This is a genomic window from Bradyrhizobium sp. STM 3562, from assembly GCF_045571435.1.
Classification (GTDB): domain Bacteria; phylum Pseudomonadota; class Alphaproteobacteria; order Rhizobiales; family Xanthobacteraceae; genus Bradyrhizobium.
The window spans coordinates 5713746-5731546 of sequence record NZ_CP120694.1 but is presented as its reverse complement, the minus strand read 5'-3'; the positions used below and the strand labels follow the sequence as shown (position 1 = coordinate 5731546).

Genomic DNA, 17801 nt, shown 5'->3' with positions numbered 1-17801 from the left:
GCAGTGCCGGCGACGCGCGGCATTGCTGCACTCGGCGCGCGCGCTCGGTGCGACGCCGACAACACTGCGGCGGTGCGCCGCTCGCCGTGGCGGTCTCCTGTCAGGTACAAGGACATGAACAACATGCAGACCGGTTCCACGCCACAGGACGACAGAACTGGTGGTTCCGCGCTCGGCGGAAGGGGCGCGCAGGCGCGCGGCGCATCCGGCGGGCTGCTGCCCGAAATCTGGATGCAGGACGGCGCGAAGCGGGTCGAACAGGTGCTGGCGCGCCTTCTCTTTGTCGAACATGACTGTGAGACCGAGCTGATGGCGGCCATGCGCTACGCCACCTTGCATGGCGGGAAGCGCACCCGTGCCTTGCTCTGTCTGGCTGCCGGCGCACTGTCCGACACGCCCGCGCACATGCTCGATGACGTCGGCGCCGCCATCGAGATGATGCACGCTTGTACCCTGGTCCACGACGATCTGCCCGCGATGGACGACGACGTGCTTCGCCGCGGCCTCCCGACCGTGCACATCAAGTTCGGCGAAGCTATTGCGATCTTGGTCGGCGATGCGCTGCAGGCGCACGCCTTCCTGACCCTGGCGAGCCTGGATGCGCCGGGCGACAACCGGATCGCGCTCGTGCGCGAACTGGCGCAGGCGGTGTCCGCCGAGGGTGCCGCAGGCGGGCAGGCCATGGATCTGTCGCTGGTTGGAAGAAACGTGGAGCTGGACAGGATCGTGGCGATGTACCGGATGAAGACCGGAGCGCTAGTGCGCGCGTCCGTTCGCATGGGCGCGCTATGCGCCATCGCGGAGGATGCCGCGCACGCTGCACTGTACTGTGCGCTCGATCGCTACAGCGCGTGTTTCGGCCTGGCGTTGCAGGTGATCGACGACATTCTCGACGTGACAGCGGATACCGCGACACTGGGCAAGACCCCAGGCAAGGATGCGGCGGCGCAGAAGCCGACCTGCGCGTCGATCATGGGACTGCAGGCAGCGCGCCAGTTCGCGCTGGATCTGTTGCGCTATGCCGGGGAGGCCATCGCACCGCTGGGCCCGCGTGCGGAACGCTTGGCTCAAATCCTGCAGCGGGCCAACGCGCATCTGTTCAAGCACGCGCCATGCGCATGAGCGTGCCCGTCCGCTTGGAGACGCCCCTGTGCCGCTGCGATCGGCCGGCGGCAGCGGTGCATGCTGCACTATGTCCGAAGTCTCCGGCGCCGATCGCAGCGGTTGCCCAGCACGGCCGCGGCGCACGCGGCGCGCTGTCCGCGAGCCTATGCGGCGGGCCGGCGCCAGCATCGGGGTGGGTCGCCGCGCCGGAGCAGGGCGGCCGTCCGGCGCTGCCTATGCGACGGGCCTGCGGCGACATGCGCGACGTCTGCCCATCCGCCTACAGAAGGAACATCCCGCGTGAACGCGCTGTCCGAACAGATCCTTTCCGAATTGCGTCGCCTGCTGAGCGAGATGAGCGATGGCGGCAGCGTCGGTCCGTCCGTCTACGACACGGCGCGAGCTCTGCGCTTCCACGGCAACGTCAACGGTCGGCAGGACGCATACGCGTGGCTCATCGCGCAGCAACAGGCCGATGGCGGATGGGGAAGTGCGGACTTCCCGCTGTTCCGCCATGCGCCTACGTGGGCGGCATTGCTGGCATTGCAGCGTGCCTATCCTCTTCCCGGCGCTGCCGACGCAGTCCAGGCTGCAACCCGGTTTCTCCAGCGCGAGCCCGATCCCTACGCACATGCGGTGCCGGAAGACGCGCCGATCGGCGCGGAGCTGATCCTGCCGCAGTTTTGCGGCGAGGCCGCATCCTTGCTGGGCGGCGTGGCGTTTCCCCGCTACCCGGCGCTGTTGCCGTTGCGGCAAGCGTGCCTGGTCAAGCTGGGGGCGGTGGCGACGTTGCCGAGCGGCCATCCGTTGCTGCACTCCTGGGAAGCCTGGGGAACGTCGCCGACTACCGCACGCCCGGATGACGACGGCAGCATCGGCATCAGTCCGGCGGCCACCGCCGCGTGGCGCGCGCAGGCCTTGACAGAGGGGAGCACGCCGCAGGTCGGGCGCGCCGACGCGTATTTGCAGGCGGCATCGCGCGCGACGCGTAGCGGCATCGAAGGTGTCCTTCCCAACGTCTGGCCGATCAATGTGTTCGAGCCATGCTGGTCGCTGTACACCCTGCATCTGGCCGGGCTGTTCGCGCATCCCGCGCTCGCCGAGGCGGTGCGCGTGATCGTCGCGCAGCTCGACGCCCGTCTGGGCGGGCGCGGTCTGGGCCCGGCCTTGCACTTCGCGGCCGATGCGGACGACACCGCCGTTGCGTTGTGCGTCCTGCGCCTTGCTGGCCGCGACCCGGCGGTCGATGCGTTGCGCCATTTCGAAATCAGCGAGCTGTTCGCCACCTTCCCCGGCGAGCGCAATGCCTCGGTATCGACCAACATCCATGCCCTGCATGCCTTGCGACTGTTGGGAAAGCCCGCGGCCGGCACCAGCGCCTACGTCGAGGCCAATCGCAACCCGCACGGTCTATGGGACAACGAAAAATGGCACGTTTCCTGGCTGTATCCCACCGCGCATGCGGTCGCTGCGCTGGCGCAAGGCAAGCCCCAGTGGCGCGACGAGCGCGCGCTGGCGGCGCTGCTACAGGCGCAGCGCGACGAAGGCGGCTGGGGCGCCGGTCGCGCGTCCACATTCGAGGAAACTGCCTATGCGCTGTTCGCGTTGCGCGTGATGGACGGGCGCGAAGAGCCGACAGGGCGCTGGCGCATCGCGCAGGCGGTCGCGCGTGCGCTGGAGTGGATGCTTGCCCGCCATGCGGCGCATGCATTGCCGCAGACGCCGCTGTGGATCGGCAAGGAACTGTATTGCCCCACCCGGGTCGTGCGCGTGGCCGAACTCGCCGGGTTGTGGCTGGCGCTTCGTTGGGGGCGGCGCGTCCTGGCCGAGGGAGCAGGAGCGGCGCCATGATCCAGCCCGAACGCGCGCTGCAGCAGGTGCTGGAGTGGGGGCGTTCCCTGACCGGGTTCGCCGACGAGCATGCCATGGAAGCGGTCAGGGGCGGCCAGTACATCCTGCAGCGCATCCACCCGAGCCTGCGCGATACCGGCGCCCGCACCGGCCGCGATCCGCGGGACGAAACGCTGATCGTTGCGTTCTATCGCGAACTGGCGCTGCTGTTCTGGCTCGACGATTGCAACGACCTTGGCCTGATCGCACCGGAGCAGCTCGCCGCGGTCGAGCAGGCGCTGGGGCAGGGCGAGCCGTGCGCGCTCCCTGGATTCGAGGGCTGCGCTGTGCTGCGCGCTTCGCTGGTCGCGCTTGCCTACGATCGTCGCGACTATGCTCAGCTTCTCGGCGATACCCGGCGCTATTGCGCGGCGCTGCGCGCCGGACAGGCGCAGGCGGCAGAGGCGGAACGCTGGTCCTACGCCGAGTACCTGCACAACGGCATCGATTCGATCGCCTACGCGAACGTGTTCTGTTGCCTGTCGTTGCTGTGGGGGCTGGACATGGCGACCTTGCGCGCGCGTCCGGCGTTTCGCCAGGTCCTGCGGCTCATCTCCGCGATAGGGCGCCTGCAGAACGATCTGCATGGACGCGACAAGGACAGGTCGGCCGGCGGGGCCGACAACGCGGCGATCCTGCTGCTGCAGCGTTATCCGGCTATGCCCGTAGTGGAGTTCCTTAAGGACGAGCTGGCTGGCCATACGCGCATGCTGCACCGGGTGATGGCGGAAGAATGCTTTCCCGCGCCGTGGGGACCGTTGATCGAGGCCATGGCGGCCATCGGCGCGCAGTACTACCAGACCTCGACTAGCCGCTACCGCGGCGACGCTGCGGGGGGAGGCCAGCCTGCGCCGGCCTGAACGCGCGGGTGGCGATGGCGTGCGCGCACTGCCGTCGTTCCGATCCGACGCAACGCCGTCCCCAATGCGACGGATGAAGCGAGCATGAGCGACACCGCCCTGAGCCGGCGCAAGGACGAACACCTGGACATCGTGCTGGATCGGCAAACGGCGCCGGCCACGGTCGCAAGAACTGCGAGCGATTGATCGAACACGATGCGGTGATCGCGCTCTTCAACAAAGTGGTGGAGATCGCCAATGACCGGGGCTGGTTGTCGGGCGAACATTTCAGTGTGGATGGCACGTTGATCTAGGGCTGGGCCGGGCAGAAGAGTTTCAAGAAGGAAGGCGATGACGAGGGTGGCAGCGACTTCCGTGGATAATCGCGCAGCAACCACACGCACGTGTCCACGAGCGATCCGGATGCGCGGCTGTATCGCAAGGCAGCACGGCCGCTGCGCTACATCGGACACGCGCTCCGCTCACTTCAATTCGATGGCGGCACAATGGCGCGAGCCGCAAGCGGTCGCTAGAGTCTCCGCCGCAGCTCACAACTGGGGGGTCGTTTGAGATTTTCTTGACAGCACGTGAGTCGCTGAAAGGTAGGACTAGGTTGTTATGATGGGTTAGCACAGCCGATCAGAATCGATCGTCAGTTCGTCAGTATACACCTTCACCGCTCCTTGATCGATCTCTCCTCGCCAAGAAAACGGCGCAGGTGATCGCCTACATGCAGGAAGGGGACACTCTATGATCTGCTGGCCCGCAACTTTGAAGATCTCCGCCGCTTGGTACGGGACCAAGCCCCCAAAGGCGTGGGGGTCCAGTTCTCAAGACAAATACGATCTTCTTCGACAAATGTACTCTCGATCGTATTAGGCTGGATACTGGCCTGCAGAGTTTTTAGAAATTTGGAAGCTAGGTATGTTGGGGATGGAGGAAATGCCTCACGCGCCTCTCGATCCGCCGCAGTCCCTAAGCGACAACTACGTGCGGATTGACTGAGCACAGTTGCGGAAACATGGCGTTCTGACGGGCTCTGACGTCGACGATCACACAGTCTGCGTCTACCAGCGCGCAATATGAAACCCGGCTAACGACACCCACTTTGAAATAGTCGGCGAGAATAACGCGCTTCCGCGCATGAGCAAACATCGCCCTCGCTATCTCTGCTTCGTCGGGATGTAGCTCGTCGCACGAGCGGTCGCATCGAGACCGAAAGGAGAGACCATCGCGAAATCTGCTCGGTAGCGAGCTATCTCATTGACGGTAATCGCCCCGAGCGTTGCGGGCGGATCGCCTGTCTCCACCCAGGATCACCACCCTGTTTCCGCGCTATGTACAATCACCCGCGGATGTCATGCACTTGGCGGCATTCAGAGAGTTGGTGACGACAGTGAGTCCTTCCATCTGAGCTAAGCGTTGGGCGAGGGTGGTTGTCGTGCTTCCCGCGTCGAGAAAGATCGTCTGACCGGCCTCGACCATTGCTGCCGCTGCTTTGGCAATCGCTCTTTTCTCGCGGGTACGTACGGCAGTGCGCTCCTGGTAGGGAGCCTCCTCGTCCTCGGCAACCGGAACGACTCCGCCGCGGACCCGGCGGAGTTCTCCGCTCTCTTCCATTTCCATGAGATCGCGACGCATCGTTTCGCGCGATACTCCAAAATCTTCCGTCAGCCGATCAACGCTTAGCGTGCCGAACGTTGCCAACATCGATCGAATGTGACGCCGTCGTTCCTCTTGCCATATAGATGCTCCCCAGTTTTTTAGCAGTGTCTATCGTCGGCTTCGGGCCATAACTGCGATGCGACAATAGGCCCGATGCGTCCAACGGACATGACGCTGGCGCCCATCTTTGCACGTAACTGACCGACTCAGCCGCGCTTCTATCGTTTCTAGAGCAACGGCAGAACCTCGGCGTGAAGTTCTGCCGTGCTTGCAGCGATGACCCGCTTGCCGGAGGTGATCGTGAGCGGCTTGCCCTCCCAGTCGGTGACAATGCCGCCGGCTTCTTCGATCACCGGCACCAGCGCCATGAAATCGTAAGGCTCCATCCTCGTCTCGATGACGAGGTCGATGTGTCCCGATGCAAGCAACCCATAATTGTAGCAATCGCCGCCGAAGCGACACATCCGGGCAGTTTGGCTGATGCCCAGGATTTGATCGCGTTCTGATTCTGCAAAATAGAGGGGCGACGTGGTGTAGAAGTTCGCGTCGGCGAGGCGCCGGCAGTCGCGAACTTGGCATTTTGTGCGAATGCCGCTCGAGTTGACAAACCAGCTACCCAGGCCGGTTGCGGCCGTCCAGCGTTCCCGCAACGCGGGCATCTCGATCACGCCAATCTGTGAACGCCCTTGGATAGCGAGCGCGACCAGCGTTCCCCAAAGCGGAGATCCGGAAATGAAGCTGCGCGTGCCATCTATGGGATCGACCACCCACGTAGGCAAATCGAGATCACCCTGGATCCCGTATTCTTCACCGAAAATCGAATGCTCTGGAAATCGAGTGGAAATCGCCTTTCTGATGGCTTTCTCGACACGCCGATCTGCCTCCGTAACGGGGCTCTCGTCATCCTTCGTGTTGATGTCTATCGGCCGTCGAAACCATTCGGTGGCGTGAGAACCTGCGCTTCCAGCGATCTCGAACGCGAAATCGACCAAATCAGACATCGAGTCTGCACCATCCATGCTGGCAACCTCCTGAGCATTACAAATCGAGCTTAAGGCACAAAAACACATATTGCCATATCGCTTTTGATACCGTGGCTTCGGTTGCCACGCAGAAACCCAAAAACAAAAAAGCCACGGCCGGAGCCAAAGCCACAGCCAATGCGATCTGGCTCGAGTGAAGCTGTCCCGTCCAATTGTTCTGCGACTTAGGGATCGATTCGGTCGATGAGCGGGCCGTCTTCGCCGATGGCACGGAAACGGTAGAACCGAACGCTGTCCCGCGCAGATAGTTGAATTTCTGGCGCGCGAGCTGGACAACTTCTCGTCGCATGTCGAGATGATGAATTGCCGGGTGCCAAAGTCTGACTTCAGCAGGCCCATGATTAGGTCCAGCAGCGCATAGGTGTTGAGATCGTCGAAATGCGTGACGGGATCATCGAGAAAAACCGGCGCCAGCGACGACCAGTTTTGTCCGCTGCAGGCCGTCAGGAAGAGCCCGAGCTGCAGTGTTTGCTTTTGCGATTCGCTGAAATGGTCGACGGGCCGCAGTTCGACGCCATGCCGCCTGACTGTGACTGAAATCTCGGATCTACGACTGATGATCTCGACGTCGTCGAAGCCGTAGACCGATCTGAGCCGACGCTGAATGACCGAGGTCCTCGGGCCGTACTGGCGTGTGAAGTTGGCGATGGCAGCGGCCTGTTCGTCGGAAAGAATCCTCTCGATCGTGGCGAAGTAGTCCCGCCAGGGCTTGCCGCCACTATGCGACGCCTTCTTCTCGGTGATCAGTCTTTCCTTCGCCGCGACGATTGCTTCAAGCCGGGCGAGCGCGGCGGCGCTCGTCGCGGCATCGAGGCCTATTTCGGTACTTGCAACAAGCTAGTGCAGGGCACGCAGGCGGGCAAGCGACTGGGTCTCTTCACCGAGCTTGCCGAGCAAGTCCTGTTCGTCGGAATCTTCCGGAAAATCGGCGTCGGCAAGCCGCGCGATGATGCTTTGCGCTGTTGTTCGTTCCCGTTCGCGCGCCTGCGTTACCCATGAGTATCTCTCATCCCTCTTGGGATTGCGCCGCCCTGGAGTCACACAGGCGCTAATCCGGTTCGAACAACAGGGGCTGATTCGCAAGATGCGCGGCGTCTTGCAGGTCAATGAACGCACGAGCCACGAGCAAAGGGCATGCAGCTGCTACAGGCTTATCTCAGACGCTTATGCCTCATCGAAGTTCGCGGCCTTAGCAAAGGAGCGGACGCGGTAGCCCGGTTGCTACAGATCTTCACGCACGGGCAGATGAGTTGCTTGTGCTGTGGAGCTGCCGGACGGACGATGCAGCTCGTTCTGCGGCACAACACTGGGCCAGGGTCATCTTACCATCGTCACGGTGAGGTGAAGCCTCTGCCCGTCCTCCAGAAGAACATGGAGCGGCGAGCAGTCGCTGGTTGTCCTGCTGGTGGAGACGACCTCACCTCGGAGTGGTGTCACAGGCTTCCGTAAGAATCCGTCGCGGGTCTGTAAGCATGGTGCTTGCCATTTCTTCTGGGTCCCTGCGGTTGTTGAATGTAGCATACTGCTCGCTCGCACGTATTGGCGGCGAGCTTGCCTGCCGTTTGTGACATTGCGCCATTCCAGTTGAGGCGCGCCCGAGGATTGACGACTTGGTTGTGCTCTCATTTAAGCGAGCTGTTGATGGACGTAAACTTACCGCTGATCTTGGTGCCCAGCCCACTTACGATTGCGATGATCGCGAGTGAAATACCGGCGGCGATCAGTCCATACTCAATGGAGGTGGCTCCGGTTTCATCGACCCAAAATGCGCGAATGATTTTCATGCGGCTATGTATGCGGCACAATTGCTAAAACGAACTAAAACAAACGGCTTGATCTAGTGAGATTTTCGGTTCGAAAAGTACCAAAGGGCTGGATGGTCTGGGATACTCAGTCGCTGACAGTGGCCGTTCTCGACGACAGGCCCGCCATAGGGCTGTCCTTGAAAACGGCGAAGTACGTTGCCGATATGCTGAATAGTCAAGATCAATTGTTCAGCCGAAAAGACGATCAGCTCCCGTGACACTGCGCCAAGCCGTAAGACCACCTCTTGGAGGGATTGCGTCGCGATCGGGAAATCGGGATTTCGTGCTGCCCATGGTTCTCTAACTTGCCGCTGCAATGCGCTGCCCTCATCCTTCATAACAGGATCGTCTGTACGCAACGTACAAATCGGCAGTGGACGCGAGATGTTCTGGGAAGCGGCGAGCTCGTTCATTGTGAACAATATCTGCGAGCGCAAAACTGCCGGTCCCTTGCCATATTTGGGTGCGGAGCACAGATCAGTTCGGTTACACGCGATCCGTCAAAACAAGGGTCTATGTGAATTACAAGGGCAAACAGAAGATGCTAACGGATGAACGGCGCGAGCTGGAGCGCTGCAAGCAAGAGGTTGCGTATCTCCGACGATATCTCAGCCTATTCGCGAGAAAGACCGTTTGTAGTGTCCTGAACCAGAAGTTCGCAACATCTCGTCCTGTTGTGCCGGGGTATTGTAACGGCAGAAGCGCTCGATGGAAGCAAGGATGTGATCGGCGGATTTAGTCCACCGGAACGGCTTGGGATTGGCGTTGTGTCGGTCGATGAAGGAAGTGATGTCGGCCCTGAGGGCGGCGACGCTGCGATAGACGCCGCGCCTGATCTTTTTGTCGGTAAGGAGCGCAAAGAAGCGCTCGACCTGATTGAGCCATGACGAACTGGTCGGGGTGAGGTGCACATGCCAACGCGGCCTTTTAGCGAGCCATTTCCGGATCAGCGGGGTCTTGTGCGTGGCGTAGTTATCCACGAGGAGATGGACGTCGAGGTCGCGCGGCACAGCGGCCTCGATCTCGTCCAAGAACTTGCGAAACTCGGCGGCACGATGGCGTCCGTAGCACTTGCCGATGACCCGTCCGGTCGCAATGTCGAGGGCGGCGAACAGCGATGTGGTGCCGTGCCTTTTGTAGTCATGGCTCCTTCGGGCTGGCTGGCCGAGGCGCATCGGCAGCATCGGCTGGCTGCGGTCCAGTGCCTGGATTTGGGACTTCTCATCCACACACAGAACGATAGCGTGCTCTGGCGGCGAGACGTAAAGACCCACGACGTCGCGCACCTTGGCCACGAAGTTCGGATCGCTCGAGAGCTTGAACGTCTCCAGCCGGTGCGGCTGGAGCCCGAAGGCCCGCCAGATGCGTTGTACCGTCGACACCGACAGGCCGCTGGCCTTCGCCATGCCGCGGGAACTCCAATGGGTGGCGTTCTCGGGGCAGTTCTCCAGCGTCCGCACGATCACGGCTTCGATGCGGGCATCATCAATCGTACGCGGCGCTCCGGAGCGCGGCTCGTCATGCAGCCCATCCACGCGCCGCTCCACAAAGCGCCGCCTCCACTTGCCTACGGTCTGCCGGTCCAGCCCCAGCTTGGCTGCCACTTCCGTGTTCTGACCGCCTTCCGCGCAGGTCAGCACGATCCGGGCTCTCAAAGCCAGCGCCTGCGCCGTCTTCCGCCGCATCGTCAGCGACTGCAGTTCGGCACGCTCGTCATCGCTCAATATCAGGGGTGCTAGTTGCTGGGCTGCCATCAGGTCCTCCGTCGCTGTTGCAGCCGCCATCTCTGGCACAGCGACGCGAATCTACGGCGAATCTACGATTGCGAACTTGTGACTCGGGACACTAGCGCCTTCAGCCATTTATCAATCATCCTCCGGACGACGCCGTCCGTGACTCGCTGATCGAGGAATCGGCGCAGGTGCGTGTGGTTGATGGTGTCGAAGTATTTCGAGATATCGACGTCCACCACCCAGCGCAGCCCTTGCTCCATGGCTAGGCTAGGCTAGCTCGACGACGACCACCACTTCCATGCGATCGAGCCGACGGCGCTCGTCGACAACATGCTGCACGCATTATCGTCAACAAAATGCGACATGGAGTGCGGCGAAAACCGGAACAGTAATGAGTACCTCGGGAAGTCACAATCCCACTTCGTGAGGTTGACGCGATCGACGGCCAGACGTGTCCATCGCAAGTGCGGACTTCGGGAGGGAAGCGAAAAATCGACACCGGCGGAGGGGACCACGCTGGATCAAGCGGGCCTACGAAATACGTCAACGTTCTCAGGCGCAACCATCCGGCCCGCCAATTTAGCTCCGGTCATCGCGCCTTGGAGCCCGCCGATATCTCGTCGGTCCGCTTGTTCGGGAAGAAGAGGCTCTTCGCCGAAAGGGCGGTTGATGATGCTGAGCGCTTCGGAAGCAGCGTACACGCGGTTGCGCGCGTGCCCGGTTCGCTCTTCCAGAATGCCGGCCTCTTCCAGTTGGGCGAGGGCCTGATGGACTTGTGGGGGCTGATCTGGAGAAGTTCGCCGAGCCGCTTAGCTGTCAAGACCGGATAATTGTGAAGTTCGTCGAGACCGCGCATGGCCGCCGATCCCTTGCGGAACTTGCGGCGCTCCCCCCAGAGTTCGCATAACTTGGATAGCGCCTCGCGCGTCCGAAAGAGTTCGTCGACCGTGCCGGTGACAGCGTCGGCCATAAAGGTGACGATCGGCTGCCAATCGAGACGTTGCTGAGCATCCCTAAGTGAATCATAGTACGTACCCTTTTTGCTCTCGATGTAAGGCGAGAGGTACAAAGGAATGTGCTTCTCGGCCGCCATCATGAGCGGAAGAAGGAGACGACCGACACGGCCCTTGCCGTCACGGAAAGGATGAACTGCCTCGACATGAGTGTGCGCAACCGCCATGCGCGTGATGAAGCCTTGAGTCACCTGCTGCATCCCCTCATTCCGGAGATAATCGACGGTCTGGGCGAGACAGTCGGGGACGTCGACAGCAGGCGGAGGGTTCAGGCTGGAGTAGGCGATGTCTCCTTTTCCGCCGATCCACACGACGCGCCTGCGCAGTTCGCCAGGAACGTCCTGGTAATCCGGATCGTCTTTCATCACCGCCCGGTGGAGATCCTTGATCAGGTCCATGGCGAAGACGCCGTACCCGTCTTTGGCAGCCACCGGAATGAACTCGTCCAGCGCGACGGCATAGTTGCGCACCTGGCGCGCTTCGTGCCTGGCATCGTCATCCCCCGTCTCCTCGACGGAAAGCAGTTCGTCGAGAGTGCTCTGGGTCCCTTCGATTGAGGAGGAACTGACGGCCTCGCGTCTGGTCAGGATCCGGCTGACGATGTAGGGATCCTTTATCTGGGCGGCGATGGCATCGACCTTTCCGAACGCGGCTTGGGCTGCATCCAGGGCTTTCGTCGCTCCGGGAACGGATATCCCGCCTTCGGGTGGGGGTGGGGGGACGATCCCGTAATGGGAATCGTATGGGGGCGGAAGCCGCTTCAGGGTTTCCCGGATTGTGTGGCTGAGATCGCCGCGCCTCATGAAAAACCAAAGCTGGTGGCCAGATATCCTATTCATAATTAGCTTTTCCGAAAGAAATGCCACAATAAGACGCGATTTGCGCACATTAAGGTGGGATTCCGCTCCGCAGCTTCCATCAATGTTCTTCACAGATGAAACCAAAGCCCGCGAGTAGCTTGAGGCTCGGGTTTGGCCGAATGGCCCGACTTGCCCTCATTGCGGCAATGCCGACGCTGCCAAGCTCAAAAAGCTTGAGGGCAAGGCGCACCGTCGGGGCCTATATCAGTGTGCCGAATGCCGTGAGCAGTTCACGGCAACGGTCGGGACCGTCTTTGAGCGCTCCAAAATCCCGCTGTCCAAGTGGCTGGCGGCTCTGTTCCTGCTCACCGCGTCCAAGAAGGCATTTCGGCCCATCAGATGCACCGCATGCTTGGCATCAGCTACAAATCGACGTGGTTGATGATGCGCCGCTTGCGTGAGGCTTCGCGCACTGGCGGCCTAATGGCCCCTTTTCTGGGTAGCGGCGGCAAGACCGTAGAAGTGGACGAGACCTATATCGGATGCTTGGAGGGCCAGAAGAAGCGCAAGGGCGGCTGGCTCATAAGAACATCGTCGTGACGCTGGTTGAACGTGGCGGCTCTGCCCGTAGCTTCCACATTGACGGCGTTCGCGCCATGGACTTGCAGTCTATCCTCCAAGCCAACCTGAGCCGCGAAGCTCAGATGATGACCGATGAGATGGGCACCTACAAGTACATTGCCGAAAATGAGGGTCTGAACCACCAAACCGTCAACCACTCCAAGGACGAATACATTCGCTATGACGGCGATCGCGTGATCTCGACAACACTGTTGAAGGCTACTAGTCGATCTTCAAGCGCGGCACGAAGGGCGTCTATCAGCATTGCGGCGAGAAGCACTTGCACCGCTATCTGGCCGAGTTTGATTTCCGCTATTCCAACCGTTCTGCTCTTGGCGTTGATGACTACGCTTGCGCCGAACTCGCGGCTAAAGGCATCGTCGGCAAGCGTCTTGCTTATCGACCGCCTAACAGCAAAAAAGACGCCACGCCGAATTAAGAAACCCGCGAGGCGTTTTTTGGCTTGGAGGTCAAAGATCCGCTAAGGTTGTGGAAATCCGGCACAAATCCGGAACATTCGCTACCTAAAAGCGAATCCGGTTATACTGGAACCCGATTCGGAGAGAAGGCCGCCCGTGACGGGGCGGCCCTCCGAACCCGCACCAACAGCTTTAGGGGCTGCTAGCGGGCATTGGCGATACCAATTGCCGGACAATGAGTCCGGATTCGTCAGCAGTCAATAGCGGCCCCGCAACACAGAAGGGGGCCGTAAATGGCTCGTCAGATCAAGTGCATTACTAAACTACCGAACCATCAGGATCGTCATCGGCGCATTCAAGCCGTTGGCGGGGATGGTTTTTACGATTCCGAAGATGCGGCGATTGCGAATGTGAAACGAGACGCAAACTACTATTGGGTGGTCGAGCAGGGTAAGTCAGTGTGGGTTAAGATCGCGAAGCATGATGGTCGGGAATATCTAAAGACCCAGAACGACAGGTTTTTACCAGACAATCTCTTGAGCCTTCCTGAGTGCCGGTAATGAGCATCTTGTATGGAGCCTTAAAAATTTTCGGCTCCATAGCCCAGACCAACGCCTGCTGCGCAGCAGAAAGTTCATCGTACCGCTCAGGGCGCTCCTCCGAGGTAAGCGCGACTGGATACGTTTAAGTTCGTGTTCAATGAGTAGCAATGCCTCTCTCCATCATTGAGAAGTCCGGCGTTTGCCGGGCTTCTTCTTCGCCTTCCGTCGTTTGGTCTTGCTCTTCTTCGCTACCCGGTGCTGCGGTGGTGACTTCACAAGCGTATCAACGGCGCTCAAAGCGCGTCCATGCGTCGGGATGCAATTCAAGTTCTTTGCTTTGAGGCTCTTTCGCCATGGCTTTCTATATCAATCCGGCGTTCCAGCGGCATCCAGTAGAGGCTGGGCTGATCGGCCACATGCTGGCGTCATTCGGAGAAATAGAGGTTACTCTCTGTTTTAACACCGGATGGGCGCACAAGCTGGTCGATCCTGTCGTGAACACCTTGTACGCGATCAGAACAACGTCAACACGGATTGAAACCGCCTTTCGGCTTATGCAACCAGCCGCCGCGCTGCTCGGCTTGACAGCAGAGCAGGAAGCCGTTGTGCCGATGGTTTGGCACTGCCTCAAAATACGCAACCAATATGCGCACTGCAATTGGGGCGATCATGTCGCGAGCGACGGCCTGTGGTTCGTTGATCTCGAAGAAACGGCCAGAGACCGCCAGTTTTTTATGTATTGGAAGTTCTTGGACCTGGAGCTACTGAATCAGCAGGTTGAATATTTCAACTCGACAATGGAGAAGCTAACTTTCATCACTGGCGAAATCCACGTGAAGACCGGAAATCAAACACAGAATCCCTTTCCAAAGCCGACAATACCAACGCCACCCCCTCTGCATAGTCCTCCACACGAACATGTGCCCCCGTGGTTAGACGGAGAAGTGAAAGCGCATCACATAGCGCGTGCACGGGCAGCCCAAGGGGGCGCCCCGACACCGACACTCGGACAACAGGCTCTTGATAAGGCGCGCGAGGAGAAGCGGGTTCGAATGGCTGAGCAACGGCAGCCTCAATGAATCGTGCGTGAGTTCGCTACTTCAATCGTTGCGTTTTCTTGCTTGCAGTAATCCGTGTCGCTCCTGGACGTGGATGCGGACGGAGAGGCTTGCGATGGGCCATGTGCACGATGTGCGGCGAGGGTACGAGTGATGTCGCGCGCGAGCCGGCAGGGCTCTGCGCCGGGATCGATCACGCGCCAGGCTGCAGAACGGCCTTTGATTTCGGAACATGCTGGTGCCGGTGAGACGTGCGAGCCTGAAACGGAACAGGTTCGCTAAGCGCGCCCCACGTCCAAAAGGCCAGCATCTCAGTGCCCGATGAGGTCCGCCTGCGCCAACTTGATCGTCGATACAGGCCATTTGCCCTCGTGACCTCGGATCGAAATGCGCAAGCCGTGCAAGTCGTCGAGCCAAACTTGTTCACCGTTCCAGCGTTGCCGTTGGTCAGGACAACGGCCTTGCCAACAAGCTCGGCTTCGGCTTTATGAAGCTCGGCAAGGATCGTAGCCGCTCTCATTTTAGCTCCGGGCATGTGTCGCTCCGTTTCGAGGACTTAAAACAGGGGGCGCTGTCGAGCGCGCCATGCCTGGACGCCGCAACGTTTTCGATATGTGGATCACTCGCATGCGCGTTTTGCCGTCCATCTCGTGCCGGGCGCATCGGCGAGCGGGAGGGCCTCTCAGCTGCTCTTTGCGGCACGCTTTCGCCACTCTGCTTACTCGCCTTGCTCGCCTCGATAGCCGCCTCAACTTGGTCAGCGAGAACGTGATAGTGCTGCGCAAGGCTTGCGAATAGGTCCCGTTTCATTTTCTCGGTTGCGTGGCTCGCGATGGAGGAACATTCACAGGCAAGCTCAACGAGCTTATCCAAGTGCACATTCGTATCCTGCAACCTAACGCCTGATTTGTTTTGGGTCATGGCACTGGGGCAACTTAGCTACGCCTATATGGCGTCTGCCTCGGAAAACCGAGCGTGCCTGCCAACTGAACTTCACTATTGAGCTGCCGGTCTCTGCAGCCCTGCGGTAACGTCAAACGAGTTTATTCGTCGTTCTCTTTCGGGAACAGCTCTTGCGTCTTGCGGCCGAGAAACGTGTCAGGCGCCGGGTTGAACAAGGCTGCGACTGCCTTGTCTACCAGCTTGCGGGCCCTTTCGGCGGTGCGCGCGTCTTGTTCTTTCACGGAAAGCTGCATTCGCCGAAGCTCCGCAACGGACGATGTTCGTGTCTGCTTCATCCGTTCAGTAACCGACCAGCGGTGTACTTCACGGATCGCGTTCCATCTGACATCGGTCGTATCATTTTGCGCGGCCAGTCCCAATTCCCATTTGCAACTTTCACAGCAGGGGCGAGTTTAGCCATGCGAGGTCAGGCCCACGCATCATATGATGCGGAACCGAAATAATTCGGCTGGGCACTTTGGACAACGCCCATCAGGTACTCGTACGCAACCTAAAGGAGCACTCGCGCCTTCCCGCAGAGGATGTCGCGGAAATCGGCAATTTTCCTATGACCACCAGGGAGCTGGCGCCGGACGAGGATTTCATTCGTTAAGGCGATTACCCCGAGCACGCAGCTCTGGTTGTGACCGGGATGGTAGCTCGCTATCACCTTCTGCAGGAAGGACGCCGACAATATCTGTCCTTGCATATGTCCGCCGATCTACCCGACGCGCAGGGGCTCTTCATCGAAAGAATGGATCACGCGCTTTGCGCAATTGGCCCGGCAACGGTCGCCTTTATACCGCACAGGGAGATATTGAAGGATCAACGCCTTGACCGCCTCCCGGGCGCCGCTGCAGGCCGCAATAGGCCGGTCGGCCGCAGCTTGCAGATCGGCGGAAGACCTTTCGGGTAGCGCGGACATGGTCCTATGTTCTCTTTTTGTTCCATGAGAGTCAAGACATGACGGGCCAACCGCACTTTGCCGTTGTGAGCGGCCCAGTTCGGCGTAGCCATGCGCCCGCATGGACCCCGAGGTGGTGCTCTCACCTCGCCGAGGCCGAACGGGATGTGGCCGTCGGTGAAAGATATGTCGCTCGGCAGAGCGAGATCATCGACTGCCTGGAGCGGGCCGGTCATCCGAGCGCTGACGACCTACCGGACGTTGCTGGCGACCCATGTCACTCACCGCGATCTGATCCGGAACGAGCTGCGAACGTGAAGCCTGGACCAGCTCCGATCGCGGTATCCTTTGGTGGGCCGTTAACGATTAATCGACGGCAGCGCGGGCTGAATGACGGAACGATGAATACATATTCGTCTTGAAGCCATTCACAGTCCGGAATTTGCGTATGGCCCCACGCGCCAACTGGAAGGGTTTTCTGCGTCTCTCGCTCGTCACCTGTCCGGTGGCGCTCTATCCGGCCACGTCCGACGCCGAGAAGATCTCGTTCAACCAGATCAACAAGAACACGGGCCATCGCATCCGATACAAACGCGTCGATGCCGAGACGGGCGAGGAGGTCGAGAACGAGGACATCGTCAAGGGCTTCGAGGTCGACAAGGACACCTACCTGGAGGTGACCAAGGACGAGCTCGAGAACATCGCCCTCGAATCCACCCGCACGATCGAGATCGACGAGTTCGTCAAGCGCGACGAGATCGACCCGCGCTACCTGATCCGCCCCTACTACCTGCGCCCCGACGGCAAGGTCGGCCACGACGCCTTCGCCGTCATTCGCGAAACGATCCGCGGCATGAACATGGTGGCCATCGGACGCGTCGTGCTGACCACCCGCGAGCACATCATCGCGCTCGAGCCGCTCGACAAGGGCCTAGTCGGCACGTTGCTGCGCTATCCGTACGAGGTGCGCAGCGAGCAGGAGTATTTCGACGACATCCAGGATGTGAAGCTGACGAAGGACATGCTCGACCTCGCAAGGCACATCGTCAACCAGAAGACTGCCCACTTCGAGCCCGAGAAGTTCGAGGACCACTACGAGACCGCGCTCATCGACCTCATCAACAAGAAGCGCGCCGGCCAGCCGATCGCGAAGAAGGAGCGGCCCGCCGCCGGCAATGTCGTCAACTTGATGGACGCGCTGCGCGCGAGCCTTGGCCAGGCCGGGGCGACCAAGGCGCCGAAGAAAGCGAAGAAGGCGACGGGTCAGAAGGAGATGCTGCTGCCGATCCAAGGCAAGAAGCCGAAGGAAGCCGCAGCGAAGAAGGCGGCGGCGAAGCCGCAGCGCAAGTTGGCCTAATTATTCGTCCGGCTCGCGTACGACCGGCGGTTCGTCGTCATCTTTTTTCACAATCTTCCTCTTCAT

16 protein-coding genes and 4 pseudogenes are annotated in these 17801 nt (G+C 60.4%); 12 read left to right on the top strand and 8 right to left on the bottom strand.

Translation table 11 applies throughout. The annotated features are described in order from the left end of the window. Window positions 1–123: 123 nt before the first annotated feature. From P6U23_RS26690 to P6U23_RS26670, 5 genes and pseudogenes are all read left to right on the top strand, one after another. Window positions 124–1122: a polyprenyl synthetase family protein gene (locus tag P6U23_RS26690; RefSeq protein ID WP_407181586.1), complete on the top strand. Its 999-nt coding sequence runs from the start codon at window positions 124–126 to the stop codon at window positions 1120–1122. 282 nt (window positions 1123–1404) lie between these two features. Then, complete coding sequence (locus P6U23_RS26685; protein ID WP_407175465.1) at window positions 1405–2955, top strand: hypothetical protein; 1551 nt, start codon at window positions 1405–1407, stop codon at window positions 2953–2955. Then, window positions 2952–3854 (top strand): terpene synthase family protein, encoded by a 903-nt coding sequence (locus P6U23_RS26680; RefSeq protein WP_407175464.1) that lies wholly within the window; start codon window positions 2952–2954, stop codon window positions 3852–3854. Before P6U23_RS26685 ends, P6U23_RS26680 begins: the two co-directional genes overlap by 4 nt. A gap of 28 nt (window positions 3855–3882) precedes the next feature. Then, a pseudogene (locus P6U23_RS26675) lies at window positions 3883–4022 on the top strand (type 2 isopentenyl-diphosphate Delta-isomerase); the annotation flags it as partial. Further along, a pseudogene (locus P6U23_RS26670) lies at window positions 4022–4312 on the top strand (IS5/IS1182 family transposase); the annotation flags it as partial. The pseudogenes P6U23_RS26675 and P6U23_RS26670, both read left to right, overlap by 1 nt. An 856-nt stretch (window positions 4313–5168) precedes the next feature. Here the strand turns inward: P6U23_RS26670 and P6U23_RS26665 are convergent. Both P6U23_RS26665 and hisN read right to left on the bottom strand, forming a co-directional pair. Next, the gene (locus P6U23_RS26665) at window positions 5169–5543 is read right to left on the bottom strand and encodes a DeoR family transcriptional regulator (RefSeq protein WP_407175463.1); all 375 of its coding nucleotides are present in this window, start codon (window positions 5541–5543) and stop codon (window positions 5169–5171) included. Between the two features lie 182 nt (window positions 5544–5725). Next, the gene (gene hisN, locus P6U23_RS26660) at window positions 5726–6517 is read right to left on the bottom strand and encodes a histidinol-phosphatase (protein WP_407175462.1); all 792 of its coding nucleotides are present in this window, start codon (window positions 6515–6517) and stop codon (window positions 5726–5728) included. 744 nt (window positions 6518–7261) lie between these two features. Between hisN and P6U23_RS26655 the strand changes: the two genes are divergently transcribed. Both P6U23_RS26655 and P6U23_RS26650 read left to right on the top strand, forming a co-directional pair. Next, the gene (locus P6U23_RS26655; RefSeq protein ID WP_407181783.1) at window positions 7262–7540 is read left to right on the top strand and encodes a hypothetical protein; all 279 of its coding nucleotides are present in this window, start codon (window positions 7262–7264) and stop codon (window positions 7538–7540) included. Then, entirely contained in the window at window positions 7488–7754 is a 267-nt protein-coding gene (locus P6U23_RS26650; protein WP_407181585.1) for a helix-turn-helix domain-containing protein, read from the top strand. The genes P6U23_RS26655 and P6U23_RS26650 overlap by 53 nt, the downstream gene beginning before the upstream one ends. A gap of 409 nt (window positions 7755–8163) precedes the next feature. On the opposite strand, the gene P6U23_RS26645 is transcribed toward P6U23_RS26650, so the two are convergent. From P6U23_RS26645 to P6U23_RS26630, 4 genes are all read right to left on the bottom strand, one after another. Next, complete coding sequence (locus tag P6U23_RS26645) at window positions 8164–8325, bottom strand: Flp family type IVb pilin (protein ID WP_407175461.1); 162 nt, start codon at window positions 8323–8325, stop codon at window positions 8164–8166. Window positions 8326–8378: 53 nt separating this feature from the next. Next, a complete protein-coding gene (locus P6U23_RS26640; protein ID WP_407175460.1) occupies window positions 8379–8759 on the bottom strand; it encodes a hypothetical protein in 381 nt (126 codons plus the stop codon). A gap of 195 nt (window positions 8760–8954) precedes the next feature. Continuing rightward, entirely contained in the window at window positions 8955–10100 is a 1146-nt protein-coding gene (locus P6U23_RS26635; protein WP_407175459.1) for an IS630 family transposase, read from the bottom strand. A gap of 568 nt (window positions 10101–10668) precedes the next feature. Further along, a complete protein-coding gene (locus tag P6U23_RS26630) occupies window positions 10669–12024 on the bottom strand; it encodes a Fic family protein (protein ID WP_407175458.1) in 1356 nt (451 codons plus the stop codon). On the opposite strand from P6U23_RS26630, the pseudogene P6U23_RS26625 reads away from it, so the two are divergent. The 3 genes and pseudogenes from P6U23_RS26625 (at window position 12014) to P6U23_RS26615 (ending at window position 14553) form a co-directional block, all read left to right on the top strand. Then, window positions 12014–12952: pseudogene (locus P6U23_RS26625) on the top strand (IS1595 family transposase). The gene P6U23_RS26630 and the pseudogene P6U23_RS26625 overlap by 11 nt on opposite strands. Window positions 12953–13225: 273 nt before the next feature. Further along, complete coding sequence (locus tag P6U23_RS26620; RefSeq protein ID WP_407175457.1) at window positions 13226–13492, top strand: DUF3892 domain-containing protein; 267 nt, start codon at window positions 13226–13228, stop codon at window positions 13490–13492. Window positions 13493–13827: 335 nt separating this feature from the next. Beyond that, entirely contained in the window at window positions 13828–14553 is a 726-nt protein-coding gene (locus P6U23_RS26615) for a hypothetical protein (RefSeq protein ID WP_407175456.1), read from the top strand. A 290-nt stretch (window positions 14554–14843) separates the two neighbouring features. Here P6U23_RS26615 and P6U23_RS26610 read toward each other — a convergent pair. Beyond that, window positions 14844–15067 (bottom strand): annotated as a pseudogene (locus tag P6U23_RS26610) (PRC-barrel domain containing protein). Window positions 15068–15575: 508 nt separating this feature from the next. Continuing rightward, window positions 15576–15728: a hypothetical protein gene (locus P6U23_RS26605; RefSeq protein WP_407175455.1), complete on the bottom strand. Its 153-nt coding sequence runs from the start codon at window positions 15726–15728 to the stop codon at window positions 15576–15578. 398 nt (window positions 15729–16126) lie between these two features. On the opposite strand from P6U23_RS26605, the gene P6U23_RS26600 reads away from it, so the two are divergent. Together P6U23_RS26600 and P6U23_RS26595 are read left to right on the top strand one after the other, a co-directional pair. Then, entirely contained in the window at window positions 16127–16390 is a 264-nt protein-coding gene (locus P6U23_RS26600) for a hypothetical protein (protein WP_407175454.1), read from the top strand. A gap of 436 nt (window positions 16391–16826) precedes the next feature. Further along, window positions 16827–17735 (top strand): Ku protein, encoded by a 909-nt coding sequence (locus P6U23_RS26595; protein WP_407175453.1) that lies wholly within the window; start codon window positions 16827–16829, stop codon window positions 17733–17735. Window positions 17736–17801: the final 66 nt, after the last annotated feature.

Coding starts and splice junctions, on each gene's coding strand:
- P6U23_RS26605 (WP_407175455.1), bottom strand. CDS start 15,728: ATGCAGCTTTCCGTGAAAGAACAAGACGCGCGCACCGCCGAAAGGGCC.
- P6U23_RS26645 (WP_407175461.1), bottom strand. CDS start 8,325: ATGAAAATCATTCGCGCATTTTGGGTCGATGAAACCGGAGCCACCTCC.
- P6U23_RS26595 (WP_407175453.1), top strand. CDS start 16,827: ATGGCCCCACGCGCCAACTGGAAGGGTTTTCTGCGTCTCTCGCTCGTC.
- P6U23_RS26600 (WP_407175454.1), top strand. CDS start 16,127: ATGGTAGCTCGCTATCACCTTCTGCAGGAAGGACGCCGACAATATCTG.
- P6U23_RS26635 (WP_407175459.1), bottom strand. CDS start 10,100: ATGGCAGCCCAGCAACTAGCACCCCTGATATTGAGCGATGACGAGCGT.
- hisN (WP_407175462.1), bottom strand. CDS start 6,517: ATGGATGGTGCAGACTCGATGTCTGATTTGGTCGATTTCGCGTTCGAG.
- P6U23_RS26615 (WP_407175456.1), top strand. CDS start 13,828: ATGGCTTTCTATATCAATCCGGCGTTCCAGCGGCATCCAGTAGAGGCT.
- P6U23_RS26655 (WP_407181783.1), top strand. CDS start 7,262: ATGCGACGCCTTCTTCTCGGTGATCAGTCTTTCCTTCGCCGCGACGAT.
- P6U23_RS26665 (WP_407175463.1), bottom strand. CDS start 5,543: ATGTTGGCAACGTTCGGCACGCTAAGCGTTGATCGGCTGACGGAAGAT.
- P6U23_RS26650 (WP_407181585.1), top strand. CDS start 7,488: ATGATGCTTTGCGCTGTTGTTCGTTCCCGTTCGCGCGCCTGCGTTACC.
- P6U23_RS26640 (WP_407175460.1), bottom strand. CDS start 8,759: ATGAACGAGCTCGCCGCTTCCCAGAACATCTCGCGTCCACTGCCGATT.
- P6U23_RS26680 (WP_407175464.1), top strand. CDS start 2,952: ATGATCCAGCCCGAACGCGCGCTGCAGCAGGTGCTGGAGTGGGGGCGT.
- P6U23_RS26690 (WP_407181586.1), top strand. CDS start 124: ATGCAGACCGGTTCCACGCCACAGGACGACAGAACTGGTGGTTCCGCG.
- P6U23_RS26620 (WP_407175457.1), top strand. CDS start 13,226: ATGGCTCGTCAGATCAAGTGCATTACTAAACTACCGAACCATCAGGAT.